Genomic DNA, 21,533 nt, shown 5'->3' with positions numbered 1-21,533 from the left:
TTTGGTATGCCTTATTTTTAAAAAAATAGCGGTTTTTCCACTATTTTGAATCTGTGTATTTTACCTGCATTTCATCTATTGTCCCATTAAATTTAAAAGGGGCTTTATCATAATAATCTATGGAAACAGGGGATCCCAAGTCTATCCCAACATCCAAGCAATCATTAGCAGTGAAACCTAAAGGAGCACTTACTGGGACTATCCCTTTGGCCACCTCTTTTCCATCTACATAGATGGATACTTCTAAAGGTCCTGCAGGTCTTTTTTCTACATATTTCGTGATGACTTCAATCTTTTTTGCGCCTGGAGAAAGCTTGCTTTTGGCTTTTATGTGAGTCCGTGAGATTTCAAAGAGATTGTATTCATAGGATAGGATTCCTTTTTCCATATACAAACTGAGGCCGGCAGAAAACCCACCCAAGGAATAGATCACCCCATCTGCGTTTGCTGGGAATTTTGCATTAATCGTCACGATATTCTCTTTGTTGCCCAGAGCTGGAGCAGCAAATTCCGGCATTCTGGTCATGTTTCCGGCAAAAGTCCATTCAGTATATGGAGTGGATACTCTCAGGTCAGGTCTCACCAAAGGAACAAATAATCCTCCGCCTACTGGCAAGCCTTTGTTTTGACCAAATTCAACCAAGAAAAGATCCTGCATTTCCCTAAGTTTCTTAGGCATTTGACTGGATAGATCATTGGCTTGAGACCAATCTTCGTCCAAATTAAAGAGCTCCCATTTGTCATCATTGGGGTTCCAGATCAATTCTCCTTTTTCATTAAACATTCCTTTTGGTATCCCAGGAACCCAAGGTTCCCTTGGTCCTTTAGCACTGGCAAACCAACCATCATGATAAATTCCCCGACTTCCCATGATTTCGAAATATTGGGTAAGTTTTTCACCTTTAGCTTGACCATTGTCGAAGCTGTACAACATACTTACTCCTTGAATAGGATCTTGAGGGAAACCATTTACCACCTTGGGAGGAGTAATATTTAGGATGTCATAAATGGTAGGAACAATATCATTGACATGATGAAATTGAGTGTGGGGTTTTGAATCTGGCTTGATAGATTTAGGCCAGCGGATGGCCATAGGGTTTCTTGTTCCACCGAAATGGGCTGCAATCAATTTGGTCGATTGGTATGGAGTGCTGCCTGCCCATGCCCAACCTCCATGGTACATGTTATCAGTTTTTGGGCTACCAAGAACATCTAGCCCCCCTAAATCATTCAATGTATTGATATGCTGGTCAATGGTAGTAGGTATTCCATTTTGGGCCAACAATTCGCTGATAGTTCCTCCCTGCCCCTCTGCTGAAGCTCCATTATCACCCCAGATATAAAATATGAGGGTGTTGTCACCATAACCCAAGCGATCCACTTCATCGATTACTTTGCCTACTTGTACATCGGTATGTTCCACAAAACCTGCGAAAACTTCCATTAACCTTCTTTGAAAAGGTTTTTCGCTTTCTGGAATATCATCCCAAGCCGGCAAAGTTGCTGGTCTAGGAGTCAATTGAGCATCTTGAGGAATCCATCCTTTGGCCTTTGCATTGGCAAATACACGTTCTCGGTAGGCGTCCCAGCCATCGTCAAATTTCCCTTTGTACTTGTCAGCCCATTCTTTGGCAACATGATGAGGTCCGTGGACTGCTCCCGGGGCCCAATACATGAAAAAGGGTTTATCTGGAGAAAATGCTTTATGGTCTTGAAGCCATTCAATTGCATCATCAGCGATATCTTCTGTTAAATGATAGGGTTTTCCATTTTTTGGTTCATTGGGATGGACAATGGAAGTATTCCGAACCATATTTGGCTCATATTGAGAGGCTTCTCCAGCTAAAAACCCATAGAAATATTCAAAGCCATATCCGGTGGGCCAATAGTCAAAAGGACCCGCTGCAGTAGTGTATTGGGCAGGAGTATTATGCCATTTCCCCCAAGCCCCAGTGTGATATCCATATGCTTTTAACACCTCAGGAAGCATGGCACTGGTTTTAGGTTGAACTCCTGAATAGCCATCCCAATCATTTGCTAATTCTGCAATTTGACCTGCTCCGACCATGTGGTGATTTCTTCCCGTCAATAGGGCAGCACGAGTTGGAGAACACATGGCAGTGGTGTGGAATCGATTGTAGGTGATGCCCTGCCCTGCTATTTTGTCCATTGTAGGAGTGTTGATTTCTCCTCCAAACGTACTTGATTGTGCTGGTCCCACATCATCAATCAAAATGATAATAATATTGGGTGCATCTTTACTTAAATAGCTTTTTTCTTTGTTAGGACTATAAATTGACTCCTGAATCGTCAAGCCAGGAGTTCCACCTGATTTCTTTTGTGGAAATGGGATCACCTCTTGAGCTATACTTATAGGAATGTAGCTAAAAATACCAAGTATAAATACTAGGCCCCCCCCTGCTTTTTGTAAAAATGATGAATTCATAACTTGCCTAAGTTTGTTGATATTATATGTATAAACGATTTACTTACTCTTGAACTTTGCCCTAAAAATTGAAGTTGATACTACTTTTCCCGAGATTCAATTTGATAAAAATTAGTGATTACTTAATAGTAGCATTCAATCTTCAGTTGGATGTTTAAGTTAAACCTAATGGAATAAAAATTCCATGATTAAAATCATGAAATAACTTATAATAAATCAATTTGATATTCCTGTAATTTAATGATAATCAATCGGAGTTTAAAAATACTTAGGTTAAATTGTACTTAAGATATATTCTTGGAGGGCTGTTTTAAACTGAAATGTTGTTCCAGAGAATGGAAAAATAGCAGGAATACCGAAGTTCCTGATGCTTTTTATTTTGTTGACATTTCAGGAAAAATGGCTGAAATACCTTTTCTTTTTATATTTTATTATCAGGTCAGCCTCCCAACTGGAATACAGAAAATTTGAGCTGGTGATGTAATTAGGAATGATTGAATTCACCTTTTTCCGCTTCATAAAATCCAAATTCATTATAATATTCTAAGAACCCTTGTACTCTGCTAAGGGATTGAAAATTTATGGAACGAACTTCCTACTAGATCCCTTGTATAAGTGGATGTCTAAGCCTTTGACTGTTCTGTCCAATTCTCTATCACACCATCCAGTGTTGCCTTAGACATCCGAATAAATCAGTTTTTTAACCCTTAATCCATTTTAATTATGGCTAAATGTTTCGCACTAATGGGCTGGAGTTTGCCCGTCATAGAAAGTATGCAAAAAACAGGAAGACCCTTTGTAGTGGTCTCCTTTCCAGATTTTGAACCGTATGCACAAGAAAATAATATCCCATTTCTTCCATATCAACTAGATGAGTGGAGTGACAGCTCCAATTCCCTTGACCTTTATGAAAAGCTTAAAGCATTCGATGCGGATGTAGCAGTTCCCTTATACGAAGAAACAGTAGAATGGGCAGGTGCTCTTAACTCTATTTACCGTGGAGACCCACGTGTTCTTAATAGGGCATTTTTATTCCGTAATAAGGCCATGATGAAGAGAAAGGCCTTAATTGGTGGTTTACGAGTTGGGCTCTTTGAGGAAGTGTATAACAAGGAAGGCGTAAAGGCCTTTATGAAACGGCTGAATCAGGCAAACCTGCAGTTGGAAGGAGAAGAAGATAGCTGGGTTCACATCAAGCCATTTGCCTCCGCTGGTACGGTAGGCCATAGATTACTTCGTTCTATGAGTGATGTAGACGAAAAATGTGAGGATAGCGATTTCCCATGTTTGGCGGAAAGTCATTTGCCAGGTCGGGAGTTTTCTTGTGAAGCATTTATCAACAAAGGTAAAATCAGATTCCTCAATATCACTGAATACGTGAAACTGGGCTACTCCAACTTTATCCCAGAAGGAAAATACCTGGAAAGTAAGCGGGATTTGATCCATAAGGAAGTTCAGAAGATGGTAGACATCTTTGGAATCGAATATGGTATGGTTCACCCAGAGTGGTTCTTGACTGAAAAAGATGAGCTTAATTTCGGGGAAACTGCCTGTAGAATTCCAGGAGGGCATATTCTAGAATTATGTTCTAAATCTTATGAATTTGACGCCTTGGCTGCCTTTGTGATTAGCCATGATCCAAACATCACCGAAGAGGAGTTGGATGAGATATTTCCTGCCAAGGATTTCAAACCCAAAAACTACCACGGAAACGTGATGATCTATCCACAGAAACGTCAGTTCTCCAAGTTAGAAATTCCTGAGTCCCTCAACAATGAGCCTTATTTCGTGGAGCATACGTTGATTGCACCTTATGAAGGGCAGAAGTTAAGTGCAGACCGAAATGGATTTGGTAATCACTTTGGAACCATCAATTTCAAAGGGGAGGATCCGGATCGGATGACTGAGCTTCTAAAACATTATGAGGAAGAAGAATTTTATGTATAATTTGAAGTAATTAATGGGATTGACGACCGATAAGGTATTTAATAATTTCGATCAAAGTCTCCAGGAGTTTATCGACTCTGGAGCACTCACTAAGAAAGAGAAAGCTACCAAGTTAGCCAGCCACATTGATATTTTGAGTTTGACAAGATCAGGTCTTGCTTACCTCTATCACAAAAGTGTCGAGCTGGAGCAAGCGGGCTTTTTTCAGGGGACTTCCTGGAATGATCCTGATAAGCTGGTGCCATTTTTAGTGAAAGGTACGCTCAAATATGGGCACCCCTCCTCTAGTTTTGAAACCCTATCCGAACTGCGCATGCTTCGTTATGCCAAAGGAGAGGATGTCCACGAGCTACTTTCTGCAGAGGATGCGCAAAGCTTTCTAGAAGAAGTCATTGTGCATAATCTGGAATTTGCCCTAAGGGAGCCAAATGAGGAAACCCGGGTTCGGATGTCGGACCGGGAGTTGAAAAAAGCCTTCAATCTCTTTGGCTTTATCATGTCTGAAATGGACCTCAATGGGGTCTATGGAAAGTTGGTAGATGAAGTTCAGATGATTTGCGAGCAACGACCTATTCGGACCCAAAAAGCTCGAGAACTGATCAGCTTAGTCAACAGAAGGTTTGATACCTCAGGTACCACTAAGAAAGATAAAGCGATTCGCATTTATATAGATGCGCTTTTCGCACCATCCGAAGGAGCTAAACTACATGAAGGAAAAGAAGAATATCTAGAGTTTTTAGATCAGGCCTCTGAAACTGAACTCGCATCGGAATCTCTTTCCATGGGGGAGTATATGAACGCCACTGGATTGGTGAGTGGGTATCATGCCCTCTTACTGCGATTTATAGTTGAGAAAAATCCAAACTTGGTTCCTATCTGTCTGGACCTGAATGATCGGGGAATTGCCGAATGGGAGAAGTTCCATGAGATGGTCTCCAACTTGATTTTGGAAACAGTAAGCTGGGACAATTGTCAATGCATTTATGGTTTGGCCAGGATGTTGGGCAAAAACCTATTTTCCAGAAGGGCTGTTCGAATAGGCTTGGAAAACCTTCGGCGTATTAAAATAAATCCTCAAGTGGAGAAGAGGATCATGAAATCCTTAACGGATCCAGATGCTGAGATTACTGCTCTTCAATATTTGATTGGGGGCACGATCAAGGTTTTGGGACAACCGCTGGGGGTAGGTCAAGGGAATAACCCTACCTGCCAATCGGCGAGGGGAATCAGTATGTGGAGCCAGCATTCTCCTGCAAAACTGATTGATATGATCATCACCGTGTCCACCCAAAACAACCTGATCATGCGATTTGAAAACCAAAACTTGGTTTCAAATAATCTATTGAAAGGCTTGGTGGATCAGCTCGATTACAACTTGGATGTGGTTTCTGTGGTATTGGTTCCTCACTTGGATAAGATTTACAATGAAATGATGAGGCTATCCACTGGAAGGCTGGAGGACCCACACAAATGGGTCAATCCGGCGATGTATGGTCAGTGGATTCAGGTGGGCTTTGCTTCCTGTTACGATTATCTGAGCAATTCCATCATGGATTATCCAGGCTACCTGCGAATCTTTTATGGGGCTTTTCACCCTAACTACAATGGGAATCAACAAATGGTTTACCCTAACCCCGTAGGAATTTTCATTACGAGCAATAAGGGAGATATGATCGGGTTTCACGCTGTATCCCTTCTTAGGGTTGATGAAACCAAAGCCGGTGAATTGCGGGCTTATTTTCTCAATCCAAACAACGAAGGCCGACAGGACTGGGGACAGGGAATCAAGCCATCAGTGCATGGTCAAGGAGAAAAACAGGGCGAATCATCCTTGCCTTTCCATCATTTTGCTGCGCGAGTTTATGCCTTTCATTATAGTACTTTGGATGTGAGAAATAAGCTCAATGAGGTGCCCCAAGAGGAGCTCATTCTGGTGGAAAAAATGGGTAGGGAAAGCTGGGGGAAATCGTATGTATGGAATCAACAAACAAAATTATGGTAAGACATTCGTCGAGAATAGAATTGAGTCAATCCTCGCTAACGAATAATATTAATTTCATCAGGAAAAAGGTTGGTGAGGGTGTTCGGATATCCTCTGTGGTCAAAGCGAATGCTTATGGTCATGGCATTCGATCTTTTGTAAAGATGGCCGAAAAAGCTGGAGTAGGGCATTTTGCTACTGCTTCAGCTTTTGAAGCGGAGGAAGTTCTGGAAGCCAAATCAGAGGTCAGTGATGTGATGATCATGGGTATTCTCTATGATGAGGATATTGAATGGGCTATCCGGAATGAAATTGAATTTTATGTGTTCAACTATGAGCGCCTACCGCTGGTGCTGGAGTTGGCAAAAAAGGTGGGAAAGCAAGCAAAAGTGCATATTGAGGTGGAAACTGGTGCCAACCGTACCGGAATGACCAAAAAGGAATTCGCTCCTACTTTAAGTTTCCTTAAGAAGTATCCGGAGGAGATTGCCTTCAAGGGGCTTTGTACTCATTTTGGGGGAGCAGAGAATTTTTCAAATCTCTTCAAGATCAATGCTCAGCATGAACGGTTCAAAGGTTTCCTCAAGCAATGTCAACAAAAGAAAACGCTTCCTGAAATCCGACACATCGCTTGCTCTGCAGCCGCCTTGGCCTACAAAGATACCGTGTATGACATGGTGAGAATTGGAGTAGCACAGTATGGATTTTGGCCCAGTCCAGATATTTATTACTCCCATTTGCAGGAAATCGGGAAGCAATCAGATGGAGCACTCAAACGAATTTTTACCTGGAAAACTGATGTGATGGATGTAAGAGATGTGGATGCGGGCGAATTTATTGGCTATGGAACTTCCTACCAAGCTTCGCAAAACATGAAAGTGGCCGTGATGCCCTTAGGCTATTCCAACGGATATCCCCGTGCCCAATCCAATCGAGGGCATGTACTGATTAAAGGTAAAAAGGCTCAGATTGTGGGATTGATCAATATGAATCTGTTTATGGTGGATGTGTCCCACATTCCGGGTGTTCAGGTTGGTGATGAAGTGGTGTTAGTTGGAAGACAGAATAACAATACCATTAATATTAGCTCATTTACTCAAGTAACTCAACTTATGAATAATGAGATGTTGAGTAGGTTGCCCTCGGCGATTCCCAGGAAGATTGTGAAATAGACTCGTCTATTCCTAGCTTAATAAGATTTGAAATTTGCTTGAAGAAACAGTCTTTGTTTAATTGCCTTGACTTAAAATTTCAAGCTTGTTCTTGGCATGTTCATGGGTGGGATTGAGATTCAGGGACTGCTGATAACTCTCAATGGCCTTTTCTGTATCACCCAAGGTTTCATAGGCTTCTCCCAGACTGTCAAAAGCATTGTAAGATTCAGGGTAGTTTTGGGTATTTAAGAGAAAAAATTCCAAAGCCTTGACTTGCTCTTCAGGATTTCTGCTTTGAAGGAAACCGTAACCGACTCGGTTGACCAAGTATTCTGGAGGGTGAAAATCATAGGAAAGTCGTTGGGAAATCAATTGAAAGTGCTGAAGCATTTGATCCATGCTTTGTATATCTCTGTAAGAAATCCCATATCCCTCAAACATGGAAGAGATACCCTGATAAAAAGCAATCGGAGGGACAGAACCATGATTTTCTTGTTCGAAATACTCGTACTTAGCAAAGAATTCAGCGGGGCTTTTGCTATGTAAAGATTCATATAACCTCACATGTCGATCTCGGTTTCTAATATTCCTTTTGCCCCAGTTTGCAGTGGCTAGATACAGGTATCGTTGATAAGACTGATCGGTCACTGCCTCGAGTTTTTGGTCCATGGTTTCCGCATCCCAGGTTCCAAAACTTGGATCTACGGCGATGAATGCATTAAACAGCGTTTTTTCTTTCATGTAAGCATGTGTTGCCAGCAAGCCTCCCAAGGAGTGTCCGAATAGGATGCGATAGGAATCCGTTCTGTAGTTTGCATCCAGCTCAGGAATCAGTTCTTCTTCCAAAAAGCTTAAAAATTGTTCTCCCCCTCCGGATGTGTTTTCTCGAACCGTGATGATTTTGTCTGGAGTAAAGTCTCGTCTTCGATCCACATTCTGAATGGCTACGACGATCATTTCCGGAATGACCCGATTTCCATTGTACCCCGAACTCATATAGTTTACCATCCCCGTGATGGACCGAAAATGAGCATTTCCATCCAACAGGATCAGAAGTGGATATCTTTTGTAAGAGCTGCCTTTTTCATGGTAAGATTCGGGTAAGTTGACCCAATATTCCCTATCCTCGTTGAGCTGATCGGAGTGAATTTGGTGAACGGTGCCGATGGAGATTTCTTTTGTTTCTTGGGCTTTGATAATTTGAATTCCAGATAAGAAAAAAATAAGGAGTAGGATATTTTTACTCATGCTTTTTGGGGTGAGGGATTTAATTATCCTAAGATAATGGACTTTTTTGTCTTGGGTTTTAATCCAAGATAGGATCAAAACTTTTCACGGGAATCTGAAGATGATGTTTAAAAATTTGTTTTAGGTTTTAATTTAGTCACCCTAGTTGAGGTTCAACTCAAAGGAAAAATGCATTTAGCGACGTCAGGGGTGTTTTCTATTTCTGATAACCTTAAAATACGATTAACTAATATTTTACATAGATTCCAACTTGTATAAACCCAATTACCTTTCACCAATTGCGTATATATCTTATTTATCCACAATTTAAAAGGCTTTGATTTCCTAAATTAAATACTACTTTAGTAGAAGACGGAGGATAGTTATCAGAAAGTTTAAAAACTTTTTAACCTCTGGTATTTTCGTTGAATGCCACGATTGCTATCTGAGATCCCGGTCATTACTAATTTCTTTTCATCTACTTCGATTTTCCAGCTTTCAGGGCCCTGATCTCCTTGATGGGGGAGTAAGGTGATTTCTGGCCTATGCCCATTGATATGCCAATAACCTGAAAGTCTTTTTCCTTCTGGAGAAAAATTAATGTAGATCCTGTCCCAACGAATAAATAATTTATGTTTTCCCTCTCCATCGAATTCGTTTAAAATGGATTGCTCGTTTTCTGTGATTTCCACCAAATCCCAAATTCCTTCCAAATAATCTGTAGGTGACATCGGTAATTTTTCGATAGGTACTAATATCACTTTTACATGCATCCCTTCTTCTTCACGTTCGAAAATCATTTTTTCACCCGTAAATGAGACGTCAAAAGCCCCGAAATCATCCGCCACATCTAAATTGTCTTGAGCAGCATACTTATTTGTTTTCGCGTCGAAATCCCAATGACCCTCCCCATTTTGTAGCCATCCATTTCCTGCTTGATAGGTTCCATCTTGGTTTATTTTGAACCATTTGGCCACCGGCGTCATGTTTTCTTCCCCAACCATTACATTTTCAACTTCCCAAAATCCTAAGACCTTTTCTTTTTGGGCTTGAGCAGGGATAGAAAGGAGTAAAAGGATACATCCTAGGAGGTAGTTCAATTCTTTTTTCATCTTTAGTTTATTAGAATGTTTACAATTGCTTTAGCGAGTTGGATTTCATTGGTCTTGCTTCCCACATTACTCAGGAAGCTGATGACATATGCTCCATGATTGATATTGATGAGCATGGCTTTGTACCCTTCCGTACTCCCCCCATGAATGATGTAGGGTTGGCTTATCCCCAAATCGACCATCCTACTTTTGTTTTCTTGGTCTATGACAACCCATCCATAGCCATAGCTAAAGTTTTGGTCGATGGTGGCTTGGTGGTTTTGCTGCATCAAGTTCAAAGATTCTGCGGTTAACCATCCCGGATTATCCATGACATGGGCCCATCGGTTTAGATCAGAGGGAGTAGAAAATATTCTTCTTCCTAGGCTTAAGTCAATGAACCTATTCTCATGCCAGCTTCCTGTCTGCTCTTGGTAGTTATATGCTCTGGCAAGTTGTGGGATGATGATTTCGTTTTGACTTTCAGAGACTGTATGTTTTAGTCCCAAAGGACGAGTCAGTTTTTCCTTTAACAGTTCTGCAAAAGGCATATCATAAGTTTCTTCCAACAGGATAGCCAGGAGGTGATAGGCAAAATTGCTGTAGTAAAATTGTTGACCTGGGCTATTGATCGGCTTGAGGGTACTGATAAAATCAACATAGCCCACATTCGTAAATCGCAAACGCTTAAAAGGCAAAAAGAAATCTTCCTGTAATTCTTTGGCTACTCCATCATAATCTGGTAATCCCGAACTGTGGCTCATAAGGTGATGGAGGGTAATGTCAGGGTGAAAACTTCCCTGGTAAGAAAATGAAGATAACAAATCCACCAATTTATCCTCTAAGCTTAGCTTTCCTTCTTCTACACCTTTTAAAACAAGTGCAGCAATCATGGATTTGTTAACCGAGGCAATATCGAATTTGGTGTCATTCGCCACGGGAATCCCCCAGGTTCTATCTGCCAGTCCCAGGTAGTTTTCGTAGAGGGTTTCTCCTTTTTCCGTAATGACTACTCCCCCGTGGAATTGATTCTGTTGAAAATGTGCCTGGATCAGTGAGTCTATTTTTTGAGCTTGATCCGGCATAGAAGACACCTTGCCATCCTCTTTCTTTGATTGGCAGCCGACTGAGAAACTCAAGAAAATTCCTATAAACAGCAGGATTAAATTGTTCTTCATGGACTTTCGTTTTTTACAAATATGAAAGCCTAGAATGCTGTTTGACGAATAATTTGGCCGTTTTGGGATGAAAAATTTACTGGAGGGACGAAACGAAGGATCAGTTGAGAAAGTGTGTTTGAAACTGTTTGGATACAGGTAAACTGTGGCCATTTATTTCAACATGTACTTTCCCTTTGAGTTGCTTTACAGCCTGAATATTCCTTCTATTGACCAAATAACTTCTGTGGGCACGCTCAATTTCTAAATGGGTTTTTAATTCTTCTTCCAGCACCTTCAAGGGTTTTCGGATCAAGTGCTGCTTGCTTTGGTTATGAGACAGATAAAAAATGGTGATGTAGTTATCAGAAGAGTTTGCAAACATAAAATCACTCAACTTCACCTTTAAGAGGTCTTTGCCATTTTCAGATTGGAATAGTAAATAATCCGCGTCGATCCCTTTTGGTTTGGTCATGGCATTTAGAACCAAATAAAAGGATAGCGGGAGTACCATCATCAAAGGGAATTCTTTAATAATCAATCCATAGCCTATTAAATCCCACTCTTGCCAATTCCAGAAATAATTGAATAGGATAAAGATGAGATGGCTGCCCAACATCACTAAACCTACATACCAGGCGGTTTGATTCAGCCAGCGACCTTTTGCCCATTTTGGCTTGAGCCAAGTTTCGAACAGTGTGAGATAGGTAAAAGTCAACACACCGAAACTGATGCTTCGAAATAGATGGGAATGGCCTGAGTAAGACAGTCCTTTTTGAATTCCATAAGCTTCAAAAAAATACAGAAAATAGAAGACCGAAAAGCCAGAAAGAATACCAAAAATTACTGGAAAATACCTGGACAAATAGCGTTTGTTAAAATTGATGGATCCTGCTATTTTCAATTCTTTGGTCACTATTATTCAACCTGTTTTAGAGTGGAATACCTGATTATCATTCAAATCGCTAATAAAACGGAATGAAGTTTTGCCAAGTGATGTACTAATTTAGCAAAGATTCAGAGATTGAAAGCTTGGGTGTTTTAAGAATGCTTGGTGAGGATATAGTTTTAAGTATTACTGATTCAAATCAAAATTATCCACAGCAGTTCGTTCCTTTTTGAATCGGAGGACATTTCACTGTTCCATAACTGCAATAAACACAACAGTCACCCTGTTTAGGTTTTAAAATTTTCTTACAGTTTTCACATTCGTAAAAGAATTGACATGCATCGGTAGGCATGGTTTCTTCTTTTTGATGTCCACAAGCAGGGCAAGTGATTGTCGATTGTAAGATGAGTTTCATTATTTGTTATTAAGAACCAATGACAAGTTAGTGAATTCAATCAACTTCAATTTTGGAGGTTGGTATAGTTGACAAGGTAAAGTGCTAACTTGAACGAAAAGTTAAAAGAGGGGGATCATTTGTGCATTTGATTCAGTTTTTGGTCATAGAGCTCATAGTCTTCCTGATTGAAACATACAAAGGTGAGGATTTCTATTTCCGGGAAATTGGCTTCCGATACTGCTTTTATGGCAATCTCCGCGGCTTCTTCCAATGGATATTCATAGACTCCTGTGCTGATATTGGGGAAGGCAATGGATTTGACCCCATGTTCACTGGCAATTTTCAGGGAGTTGATATAGCAATTCTTCAATAGCTCTGCTTCTCCGAACTTACCACCCTTCCAAATCGGTCCTACGGTGTGAATGACATAGTTTGCTTTTAGATTTCCCGCAGTCGTAATCACTGCTTCACCGACCTTACATCCTCCTTGTTGAGCTGGGATTTTTTGACATTCAGCTAGGATTTCGGGTCCTCCAGCTTGGTGAATTGCTCCATCCACTCCTCCTCCACCCAATAAGGAAGTATTTGCTGCATTGACAATGGCATCTACGGCTAGTTGGGTGATATCTCCTTTAAGTAGTTCGATCTCCATTTTTTCAGGGTTCGTGTTTATCAATTGGTTGATGCTTCTCCAAAGTTGGGATTATCTGGTAACAGTCTTTATATGCGAATTATATTTCCTGATAGATTCTTTTAATGCTTCCATTGATTTTTTTACAACATCTCGAGGGGAAGTTCATAGTTATTCTAAAATCCTGTAATCCGTTCGATCAACCAGAATACAGCCTTTGAGCTTATGGCATAAGGAACAAGTTTTTCGGTCCAACTTTTTGATGGCAGAATAAATTGTGTGAATCTTATGATCTGCAAAACCACCAAGACAAAAAAAATTTGTCCTAATTCTGCTCCCACATTGAAGGTAGTCAAAGTCAAGGGGATTTCATTTTGAGGCAATCCGATGTCTTGTAATGCTCCTGCGAATCCAAATCCATGGAGTAAACCAAAAATAAATGCGACTGTCCAGGGCTTTTGACTTGTTAAGGTAGATTGACCTTGCAGGATTTTTAAGCCCTTATTTTACCTTGCAATAGGCCCCGCTTTTATACCATTTGCCAAATCAAAAACATCACCTACAGATCCAACCACAGCATCACTACGGTCTAGTTCTAATAAGCCTCTTAAAGTATATAGCGAATTAATACCTGTACAATGGGCTCCAATTATTTTCTAGACTCCAAACTCTCAGGTTGCTTGTCGTCCAGTTCAAATGCTCTTCTGATGCATTGAATAGATGAAATCCTAGTACACTTAGTATAGCAACTTCTAATGCAGGAAAAATATTCTGAATCGCAAATATTTCAGATTCACCACGAGCAGCTGATTTTGATGCTGGGAAAACAGATAGCGAAACTAGGGTGAAATAAGTATTGGTCCAACAATAAATTTTTCACCTAATCTTCTATGTATCAAAGTCTTTCTTGAATCTATGTAAATCAATTGTGTTAAAAGTAGTCCGAGCCATATGAAGGTTGTAAGAATATGAAAGTTTTGATAAAATGTCGGGCCATCAACAAGACTAAAATAGGTATTCCATTTACCTGAAATGCTAATCAAGATGATAATTCTTGTAAATACTCGATTGATATTGTTTCTGATATACCCACTATTTACTTTACAGATTTATTCTTTTAATTGCTGAAATCCGTATTATATAACTCCATCCTCTGTAAAAAACTTAATTACTTCTTCTCTTTGTAACACATTTCTTTTTAAATAATCAAAACTACCTTCTTCAGGGGGTACAGAGCCCTGTATTTGAAGGGGCCTAAATGAGCCATCTTTTTGGGGAGTGACTAGAATAATACTTCCATATTCCAGATGAAACAGCCTCATGTTGCACGACTGCAAAGCTTCCTTTATCAAGTGTTGTAAATGCAACAAATTCGACCTTATTATCTTTTGTAATAATTGATCCCTCGCCTCCATAATCTGGGTGATTTCCGGAAAGAAAATAGGACCCTCCTAAAGCAAAATTATTAGTGTCAACAGTATTTATTTTTTTTCTAAAGCAAAAAGATCGTCCATAGAGAAATCCTTGTTCTCTCTGTAATTGGTTTTGCAATATTCTAAAGCTTCTTTCCCCTTTTGAATTTCAACCATATTCTCCAATGATAGCTTTGCGATGTGATAGGCAAAGCCTAGGGAGAAATGCTCAGGGAGTTTTTCTCTTCCTTTCTCAAGGAAAATTATACCCTCAGCAATTTTACCTTCAGCTTTATAGGCTCTGGTAGCTGCATACAAGGCATTTTTATAAAATAAATCAGGATTTATATTCTCAATTTCTTCAAGGGCTTGATTGAAATAGCTGATAGTCTCGTCATAAGACTCAATCATGAAGTAACCCATTGCTTTGTTAACAGGATCTACTTTTCCGCCATTAAAAAGGCGGTTCTCATCCATAAACTCCATTATATATTCATACTCCTTTTTATTTTTTGTTTTCATTAAGTTTAAGACATACCCTTCCAACTCATCTCTGGTAATTTGACCCTCAATTCCATAATTCTCTTTTACATTTTTTAGATAGTTTTGAGCGTAATCGTATATAGTCGGGTAGACATCTAAATCGCTGTAATCTCTAAAAATAAATTGAAGACCATCGTATAAGCCGAGAGGGACTATGGTTTGATGGTTTGCTTTATAGGTTTGGCTTTTGAAGTCGATTTTTGAACTGGGGTTATGTTGATACAAACTATCAAAGGTTAGTCCTGCCTGATATCTATCTGGTGAATCATATGTGCCATTGGCTATAAAATAATACATCTTCTTTCCATTATAATCCTTGAGAAATGAAGGGAGATTGCCCTTGATATCCTTTGTTCCGTAAAAGGACGTTGAGAGTGATATAAAACCTCTAAATGGGTTATCCTCTCTAACCAATAATGTATGGTTGAATTCAGCTCCATTCGAATGGCCTACCATGATGTTGAAACCTGAGGTGCTGTAGGTCGATTCAATGTATGGCATCACCTCATTAAGTAAATATTCAGTAAAGTGCTTGCCATTCCCTTCATTGTAAAGTTCTTCATTTCGGGATTTATGTACGACTCCTACGACAATGGAAGGTGGAACAAGCTTAAAGTTGGGTTGAGAAAAGGCGGTTACATATCCTTTAACTGCAGGGAAATTTGTGCCTGAGCCGTCAGTAAGATAAATGACGGGGTATTTTCTGTTTGGCGAATAATTTTCGGGCACATAGATATTGAGCATTCTTTCATCACCGAAGAGTTTGGAGTTTATGTATTTGATGTCATAATCGAGACCAAGTTTGTCTGCCTGAATATTATCCCTCCAGGTTTTTACTTTAAAAGAATTACTAGCATTTCCGTCTTCGATTTTAAGGTTAGGGTTGTCCAATAAGGTTGTTACTATTCCTTCGCTTTCCCAACTTCCTTTTGTGAACTTAAACTCTGCCGGGAAATTAAGTTCCAATGTTATGGTTCGTTCATAGTCGGAGGCTTTCTCCATTTTAACCTGATTGGGCTGCCAGTTTCCTAGAGCATCCTGATTTCCCACAATATATACTTCGTCCGATTTATTTGGGACAGACACTTGAATGGTGGTTAACTCTTGTCCAAAAGAGATGAAAGAGAGTAGGCCAAAAATGATAGTCAATGATGTTTTCATAAATAAATAATGTTTTCTGTATTACTGCATATATCCGGCTATTTCAAAAGATACTTTCATACCTGCCTTAGGTCTAAACATTCTCGCCACACTTGTCTTACCTTGACTATTATCTGAAAATGACATCCAAGCTTCACTTTCCCAGCTTCCTTTTGTAAATTTTACCTGGACAGGGTCCTGTACTTTTAAAGTGATTTCACGTTCTAACGGTGACGTTTTATTCATTTTGATTTTTTCAGGCATCCAATTCCCTAAGCTTTCTTGATTACCAGTGATAAAAATCTCATCATTTTCATTTGGTACTTTTACCTTAAAAGTGACTTCAAATTTTTCTTGGGAGAGTAATTTCTCTTGAATTGGCTCAATTTCATTCATGTATATCGAGATAGCCGATTTAACGCTTGGGATATAGCCTGATCTATGCGATTCACTTGGATATTCCTCTACTACAACCTTTAGATTCTCTGTAGCTAAATCATTTTTTAGAATTTTATAGGTTTTTTCATAGGCTTCTCCCCAGCCTCTATAATTACTGTTTTTTCCTTCATCGGCATTACTTACATATAGGAATTTGGTAGAAGAATATTGATTGGGATCAAAAGTTGCAAGTTGCTTTACTAGCCGCTCATTATCATCTGCTAAATTGGGAGAAACAGCAATTATATTATCAAATAGCGAAGGTTCATTCATCATAGTATAAAATAGAAAGGAGGCCCCAAGCGAATGACCAACAGCGGTTTTATGCTTTAATGTTCTGTAATTATTATCGACATAAGGAATCACTTCATTTTTCAAATATTTCAAGAAGTTTTCCGCATTCCCTTTGGACTTAGGTCCCATATTTCTAGTTGTTGTAGAAGGAAGAAAATCATGATTTCTAGCATAGAAATTGACTGGATCATAAGTAGCCTTGATGCCCACCACAATAAATCCTTCATGATTTCCACTAATAAGATGTGCTATGGAGTTTACATAGTCAAAAAGAGGCCGATCATGGGCATCAAAAACATATATGACGTTATAATAGGTATACTCATCATAATAATTCACGGGCGTGTATACCACGATTTCTCTTTTTTGATTTAATTCTTTTGAATCAATTGTGATTTCCTCAAACTTTTGAGCAAACACACCCGATACAATAAAAATTAATGGAAATATTAATAAGTGTAACTTTTTCATTTTTGTTATGTGGTTGTTTCAAACAAATGTATCCTGCATACTAGATAAACTTGATAGAAGCCTAGGTTGAAATTGGTACTAGTCCCTAGGATGATTTTTATTTTATCGGACAATAACTTCTTCATTTTTAAGTGTTTTAATGTTTTTAATACACTTAAGATCTGTTTCATTCTCCAATAAATGTATCGCAACTATAATGCTCCCTCAGAGTTCCTTATTAGAATCATATATTGATTAATATCAGTGGTTACTGATCCTTCTAAGGAATTTAGGAGCGGCCCTAGGGGCAAAATCTGCGACATCATTGAGAGTCTTCGCGATTCCATATATGGGGAGTTTTTGCCGTTCAGCTTTACTATATTAATGGAATGTGGATTAGAGGATCTCCTTAGTTCATCTATACCGTGTAAATAATTCATCCAAATGTTATCGTAGGACACAGATAGCATAGTAAACTCACCCTCATCTCTTAAAATCGATGAGAGATTATCACTGTTCATAGTCATATGACTATCTAAATTAAATTCGCAGTCAGGATTTTGCCCTCCATTTCTGGTTTGGCATTTTTGAACCTTGATGCCATAGACTCATAACCTCCACTTATTGGGTTTAGCATGGTATGTCCAAGTCCGTAGTAGCCATATACCTGCTTCTGGGATAGATTAAAATGATCATGTAGATCAATCAGGTTATTTGTTAATACCTCTTCACGGTTTTTGGCATTTAGGGAATAGTCGATATTCTACAAAGAAAGTATCTATTAAAAGCCCGAAATTTTCCCGAAGCTTTCCTGATTTCAGTATTATTTAACTTACCATTTGGCATGAAATATCCCTCCTGATCAGTACGGTCGTTGGTATGCGAGCTGAAAAGGTCCAGCTACACTAGAATCAAATTAAGCGGAAGACCGCCGCTGCTAAAGGCATCAAAGTAGTGAATGGCCAGACTCTTTTTTTGTCCTGAAAACACCATGTTTATGGATTAGCAATTTCCATTTTCCCAAACGAACTCTTTACAAAACCCTTTGCAGATATGAGGGATACTTTTTAATCTCCTTCTCCCTTTATCTATTTGTCATTTTTCTAAGTCTCCTTTTTACCTTGCAATAGGCCCCGCTTTAATACCATTTGCTAAATCAAAAACATCACCTACAGATCCAAACACAGCATCACTACGGTCTAGTTCTAATAATCCTCTTAAAGTGTATAGCGAATTAATACCTGTACAGTGGGCTCCAATTATTTTCGAAACTCCAAAATCCCTAAGTTTACTTGCCGTCCAGTTCAAATGCTCTTCTGAGGCATTGAATAGATGAAATCCTCCAATAATCGCAAACACCTTTTCTTCTTCACTATTTGCAACAATATGATCAAGGGTATTGATAAGACCTGCATGCCCACACCCTGAAATCAGAACAAGTCCATTTTTTGTGTTTATCACCAAAGACTGATCTTCAGGTATAGTATCTTCTACCAGCCCACTGGCTGTTTCTATTTTACCATTTCCAGACCAATTTCGCTCATTATGAATTCGGTTTATGGGCCCTGTTATCCAGACGCCAGGAAATAATTCCTGTTGATTTTCATAAATGTAAAACTCCACATCATCGGCTTCTAATTCTTCTCGAATTGCCAAAATGGTATTTTCGGAATTCACCCTTTTACTAAATATGCCCTCTCCTACATGGATTCTTTTGAGAGCATTGGGGTTTTGTTTTTTCAACTCCTGTCTAAGGGTAAGAAGACCGCCAATGTGATCCCAATGATTATGGCTGAGCAAAACATCTTCTACATCAGATAAATCAATGTCCATTTCCCGCGCATTTTGTAAAACAGTTTCAGGTTTTGCCCCTGTATCAAAAAGTATTTTCTTTCCATCCACATCAATTAATGCCGAATATCCCCATTCCCCTACACCTTTTAAGTTTACCAACATCGTGGATAAGGTTGTAATCTTTAATTGAGAAACAGAATGATCCCCTTGCTGACCAAAAAGTAAATTGGTGTTTAAAATGATTAGGATGAGAAGCGCCAAATATTTTCTTATTACCATAAATCCTATATCTATTATTAAAAACACTTGGATACACCCGGATCCGACTGGTCTATTGCCTTCCTGACAATCTTGTCCACAGGGTTTTTTTATGTAAAGTAAGAATTTCATGCCTTCCATCCCTCACACAATTAAAAAGTTTTGGATCTGAAGGATTGAAATTCAAGTTACAAATCTTGACTTAATAATTGTCTTGACTTAATACCAGTTTCTAAATCAAAACATCACCTATAAATCTGACATTTGCATCATTTTGGTCAAGTTCTAATGGGCCTCTTAGTGTGTAAAGGGGATTAATAGCTGCACGGTAGACTTCCATTATTTTTGAAGCTAAAATCCTTAATATTAATAAGTTACAGTCAGATAAATAAATATCATCCTAGGGACTAGTACCAATTTCCACCTAGGTTTTTATCGACTTTATCTAGTATGCAGGATACATTTGTTCGAAACAACCACATAACAAAATGAATCGAAAAATAATTGTATTCGCACTATCAATGCTTTTTATAGGGAAAGCATTTGCTCAAGAGAACGTAACCATCAAGGTCATTGTGCCTAATAAAACCGATGAGGTTTTTATTACGGGTAACCAAGAATCTTTAGGAAACTGGGACCCAGGTGTTGTGAAAATGAATAAAGTATCAGATTTCGAGAGAGAAATCACAGCAGCTATTACTTACCCAGCTGAATTCAAATTCACAAAAGGAAAATGGGAAAATGAAGGGATTATTAATCAACTAGATAATAATCCGAATCAAAAATTATCCGATTCTAGTTCCAAAAATATATTTTTCGTTAAGGGTTGGGCCAACGAATCTAATGCGGAGTCTTTAGGACTAGGATACAGCACTAAAATATTTCAATCCAACTATTTAGGAGCAGAGCGTTTAGTTAAAATTGCTTTACCTGAGAACTATGATCCTGCTAAAAAGTATCCTGTTTTTTATACCACTGATGCTGGATGGAATATGTTTTCAGTGGCCAAAAATTATATTTCAAATCTTTCTTTGGATGAATATAGGCTGATGCCTGAAAGTATTTTAGTGGGCATCGTTCATGGAACGACTAACGACCGCTCTAATAGAAATGACGACTTAGATGTTTATTACAAAGAAACTGGTCAGAAGTTTAAAAATTTCGTTTTCGAGGAACTAGTCCCATACATCAATAGTACGTATAGCACCTCGGATTTCAATGTGATGATCGGACATTCCAATGGGGCTGAGTATAATCACTTCCTTTTACTCGAGGAAGAAAACCCTTTTAGAGGATTTATATCGTTATCAACGAATTTCTACGCCAGAGATGTCAGACAAGAAATTGGTAAACTCATGAAAAACTACCAGGGTAATAACCTTTATTATTTCGTGGCTAATGCTACAGCAGATTCGCCAGATAGAATTGAAGCAGGAAATGATTATGAAGAAATTTATCAGGAAAATTTGAATCCCAATTTCCAGTTCAAAAAGCAAACCTATGAGGCCAATCATAATTCAGTTGTACCTCTCGCATTAGTAGATGGGATTCAGTTTATTTTTAAAGATTACAGAAATGTAGAAAACTACAAGAATTTAGCTTCTTATCGAGACTATTATTTAGAAGATATGAAGACTAATTATGGGATAGAAGAGGAGTATTCTATACGAGATTTAGAGCCCGTATTTTCGGATATTATGATCGGAAAGAAAAAGGATGAACTAGAGGTATTATTAAAGTTTGTTGAAGATCAAAAACTATGGCAGCTTCCTAAAATGAAAGAAGGAGGTGGATTTGATGGTGCAAACAAAGGGAATTTCTACTTCATCGTAGAAGATTATAAGAAAAGTGCGGAAAGTTATGCCTTGGCATTTGACCAAATTCAAACGTTTCTTCCTCCAGAAATTTATTTGGCAAACTTTGAAAAAGCCATCTCAGCATTCAAACAAATTAAAGATTATGATGGCTTAATGAATCTTATGCTGGACACCAAAGCCTATTTAAATTCAAATACAGATCTCGAACCAAAGAGTGTGAACTACTATCAGTTGTTTTTCAATTATCACATCGCGAAACTGGCTAATGAACATAATATTAAACGAAACGAAGGAGAAAAAGCATTAGCTTATTGTAAAGATAATTACAAGAAAAATGGAATCTTTACCGCAGAAGAGCTTGAAGGATTGCAAAAGAATTACTTGACTAAAATGGATTGATAGCAAAAGCTTTCTAAGTTTTGATAATTAACTTAAAATGAGGCTAATAACAGGTTTGTTAGCCTCAT

16 protein-coding genes are annotated in these 21,533 nt (G+C 38.7%); 4 read left to right on the top strand and 12 right to left on the bottom strand.

All coding sequences use genetic code 11. From position 1 onward, the window contains the following. Positions 1–40: 40 nt before the first annotated feature. On the bottom strand, positions 41–2,446 hold the full coding sequence (locus JYB62_RS13730) for an arylsulfatase (RefSeq protein ID WP_205645994.1): 2,406 nt from the start codon (positions 2,444–2,446) through the stop codon (positions 41–43). Positions 2,447–3,169: 723 nt separating this feature from the next. Here JYB62_RS13730 and JYB62_RS13725 point away from each other — a divergent pair. From JYB62_RS13725 to alr, 3 genes are read left to right on the top strand one after another with little or no spacing between them, the layout of a single operon-like run. Further along, entirely contained in the window at positions 3,170–4,393 is a 1,224-nt protein-coding gene (locus JYB62_RS13725) for an ATP-grasp domain-containing protein (protein ID WP_205645993.1), read from the top strand. Positions 4,394–4,406: 13 nt separating this feature from the next. Continuing rightward, entirely contained in the window at positions 4,407–6,395 is a 1,989-nt protein-coding gene (locus JYB62_RS13720; RefSeq protein ID WP_205645992.1) for a hypothetical protein, read from the top strand. Further along, a complete protein-coding gene (gene alr / locus JYB62_RS13715) occupies positions 6,368–7,546 on the top strand; it encodes an alanine racemase (RefSeq protein WP_243431584.1) in 1,179 nt (392 codons plus the stop codon). Before JYB62_RS13720 ends, alr begins: the two co-directional genes overlap by 28 nt. A gap of 57 nt (positions 7,547–7,603) precedes the next feature. Here alr and JYB62_RS13710 read toward each other — a convergent pair whose 3' ends face one another. The 11 genes from JYB62_RS13710 to JYB62_RS13665 all read right to left on the bottom strand — a co-directional run bounded on the left by JYB62_RS13710 (position 7,604) and on the right by JYB62_RS13665 (position 19,381). Then, complete coding sequence (locus JYB62_RS13710; protein ID WP_205645991.1) at positions 7,604–8,776, bottom strand: alpha/beta hydrolase-fold protein; 1,173 nt, start codon at positions 8,774–8,776, stop codon at positions 7,604–7,606. A gap of 374 nt (positions 8,777–9,150) precedes the next feature. Continuing rightward, a complete protein-coding gene (locus tag JYB62_RS13705; RefSeq protein ID WP_205645990.1) occupies positions 9,151–9,867 on the bottom strand; it encodes a hypothetical protein in 717 nt (238 codons plus the stop codon). A 2-nt stretch (positions 9,868–9,869) separates the two neighbouring features. Continuing rightward, positions 9,870–11,024 carry a serine hydrolase domain-containing protein gene (locus JYB62_RS13700; protein WP_205645989.1) on the bottom strand — a complete coding sequence of 385 codons (1,155 nt, stop codon included), beginning with the start codon at positions 11,022–11,024 and terminating at the stop codon, positions 9,870–9,872. A gap of 100 nt (positions 11,025–11,124) precedes the next feature. Beyond that, on the bottom strand, positions 11,125–11,919 hold the full coding sequence (locus JYB62_RS20065) for a LytR/AlgR family response regulator transcription factor (RefSeq protein WP_205645988.1): 795 nt from the start codon (positions 11,917–11,919) through the stop codon (positions 11,125–11,127). 178 nt (positions 11,920–12,097) lie between these two features. Beyond that, a complete protein-coding gene (locus tag JYB62_RS19910; RefSeq protein ID WP_243431583.1) occupies positions 12,098–12,307 on the bottom strand; it encodes a GDCCVxC domain-containing (seleno)protein in 210 nt (69 codons plus the stop codon). A gap of 115 nt (positions 12,308–12,422) precedes the next feature. Then, positions 12,423–12,941 carry an O-acetyl-ADP-ribose deacetylase gene (locus tag JYB62_RS13690; RefSeq protein WP_205645987.1) on the bottom strand — a complete coding sequence of 173 codons (519 nt, stop codon included), beginning with the start codon at positions 12,939–12,941 and terminating at the stop codon, positions 12,423–12,425. A 155-nt stretch (positions 12,942–13,096) separates the two neighbouring features. Further along, positions 13,097–13,357 carry a HupE/UreJ family protein gene (locus tag JYB62_RS20125; protein WP_394369699.1) on the bottom strand — a complete coding sequence of 87 codons (261 nt, stop codon included), beginning with the start codon at positions 13,355–13,357 and terminating at the stop codon, positions 13,097–13,099. 699 nt (positions 13,358–14,056) lie between these two features. Beyond that, on the bottom strand, positions 14,057–14,242 hold the full coding sequence (locus JYB62_RS13680; RefSeq protein WP_205645986.1) for a hypothetical protein: 186 nt from the start codon (positions 14,240–14,242) through the stop codon (positions 14,057–14,059). Between the two features lie 159 nt (positions 14,243–14,401). After that, on the bottom strand, positions 14,402–16,036 hold the full coding sequence (locus JYB62_RS13675) for an alpha/beta hydrolase-fold protein (RefSeq protein WP_205645985.1): 1,635 nt from the start codon (positions 16,034–16,036) through the stop codon (positions 14,402–14,404). Between the two features lie 21 nt (positions 16,037–16,057). After that, complete coding sequence (locus JYB62_RS13670) at positions 16,058–17,218, bottom strand: alpha/beta hydrolase-fold protein (RefSeq protein ID WP_205645984.1); 1,161 nt, start codon at positions 17,216–17,218, stop codon at positions 16,058–16,060. Positions 17,219–18,313: 1,095 nt separating this feature from the next. Beyond that, positions 18,314–19,381, bottom strand: a complete 1,068-nt coding sequence (locus JYB62_RS13665) for an MBL fold metallo-hydrolase (protein ID WP_205645983.1) — start codon at positions 19,379–19,381, stop codon at positions 18,314–18,316. Positions 19,382–19,737: 356 nt separating this feature from the next. Between JYB62_RS13665 and JYB62_RS13660 the strand changes: the two genes are divergently transcribed. Then, positions 19,738–21,465 carry an alpha/beta hydrolase-fold protein gene (locus JYB62_RS13660; RefSeq protein WP_205645982.1) on the top strand — a complete coding sequence of 576 codons (1,728 nt, stop codon included), beginning with the start codon at positions 19,738–19,740 and terminating at the stop codon, positions 21,463–21,465. The last annotated feature ends 68 nt before the right edge of the window (positions 21,466–21,533 follow it).

The sequence above is a fragment of the Algoriphagus lutimaris genome, from assembly GCF_017051705.1.
Taxonomy (GTDB): Bacteria; Bacteroidota; Bacteroidia; order Cytophagales; family Cyclobacteriaceae; genus Algoriphagus; species Algoriphagus lutimaris.
The sequence above is the reverse complement of the archived record's forward strand: the minus strand, read 5'-3'. Positions and strand labels throughout refer to the sequence as shown.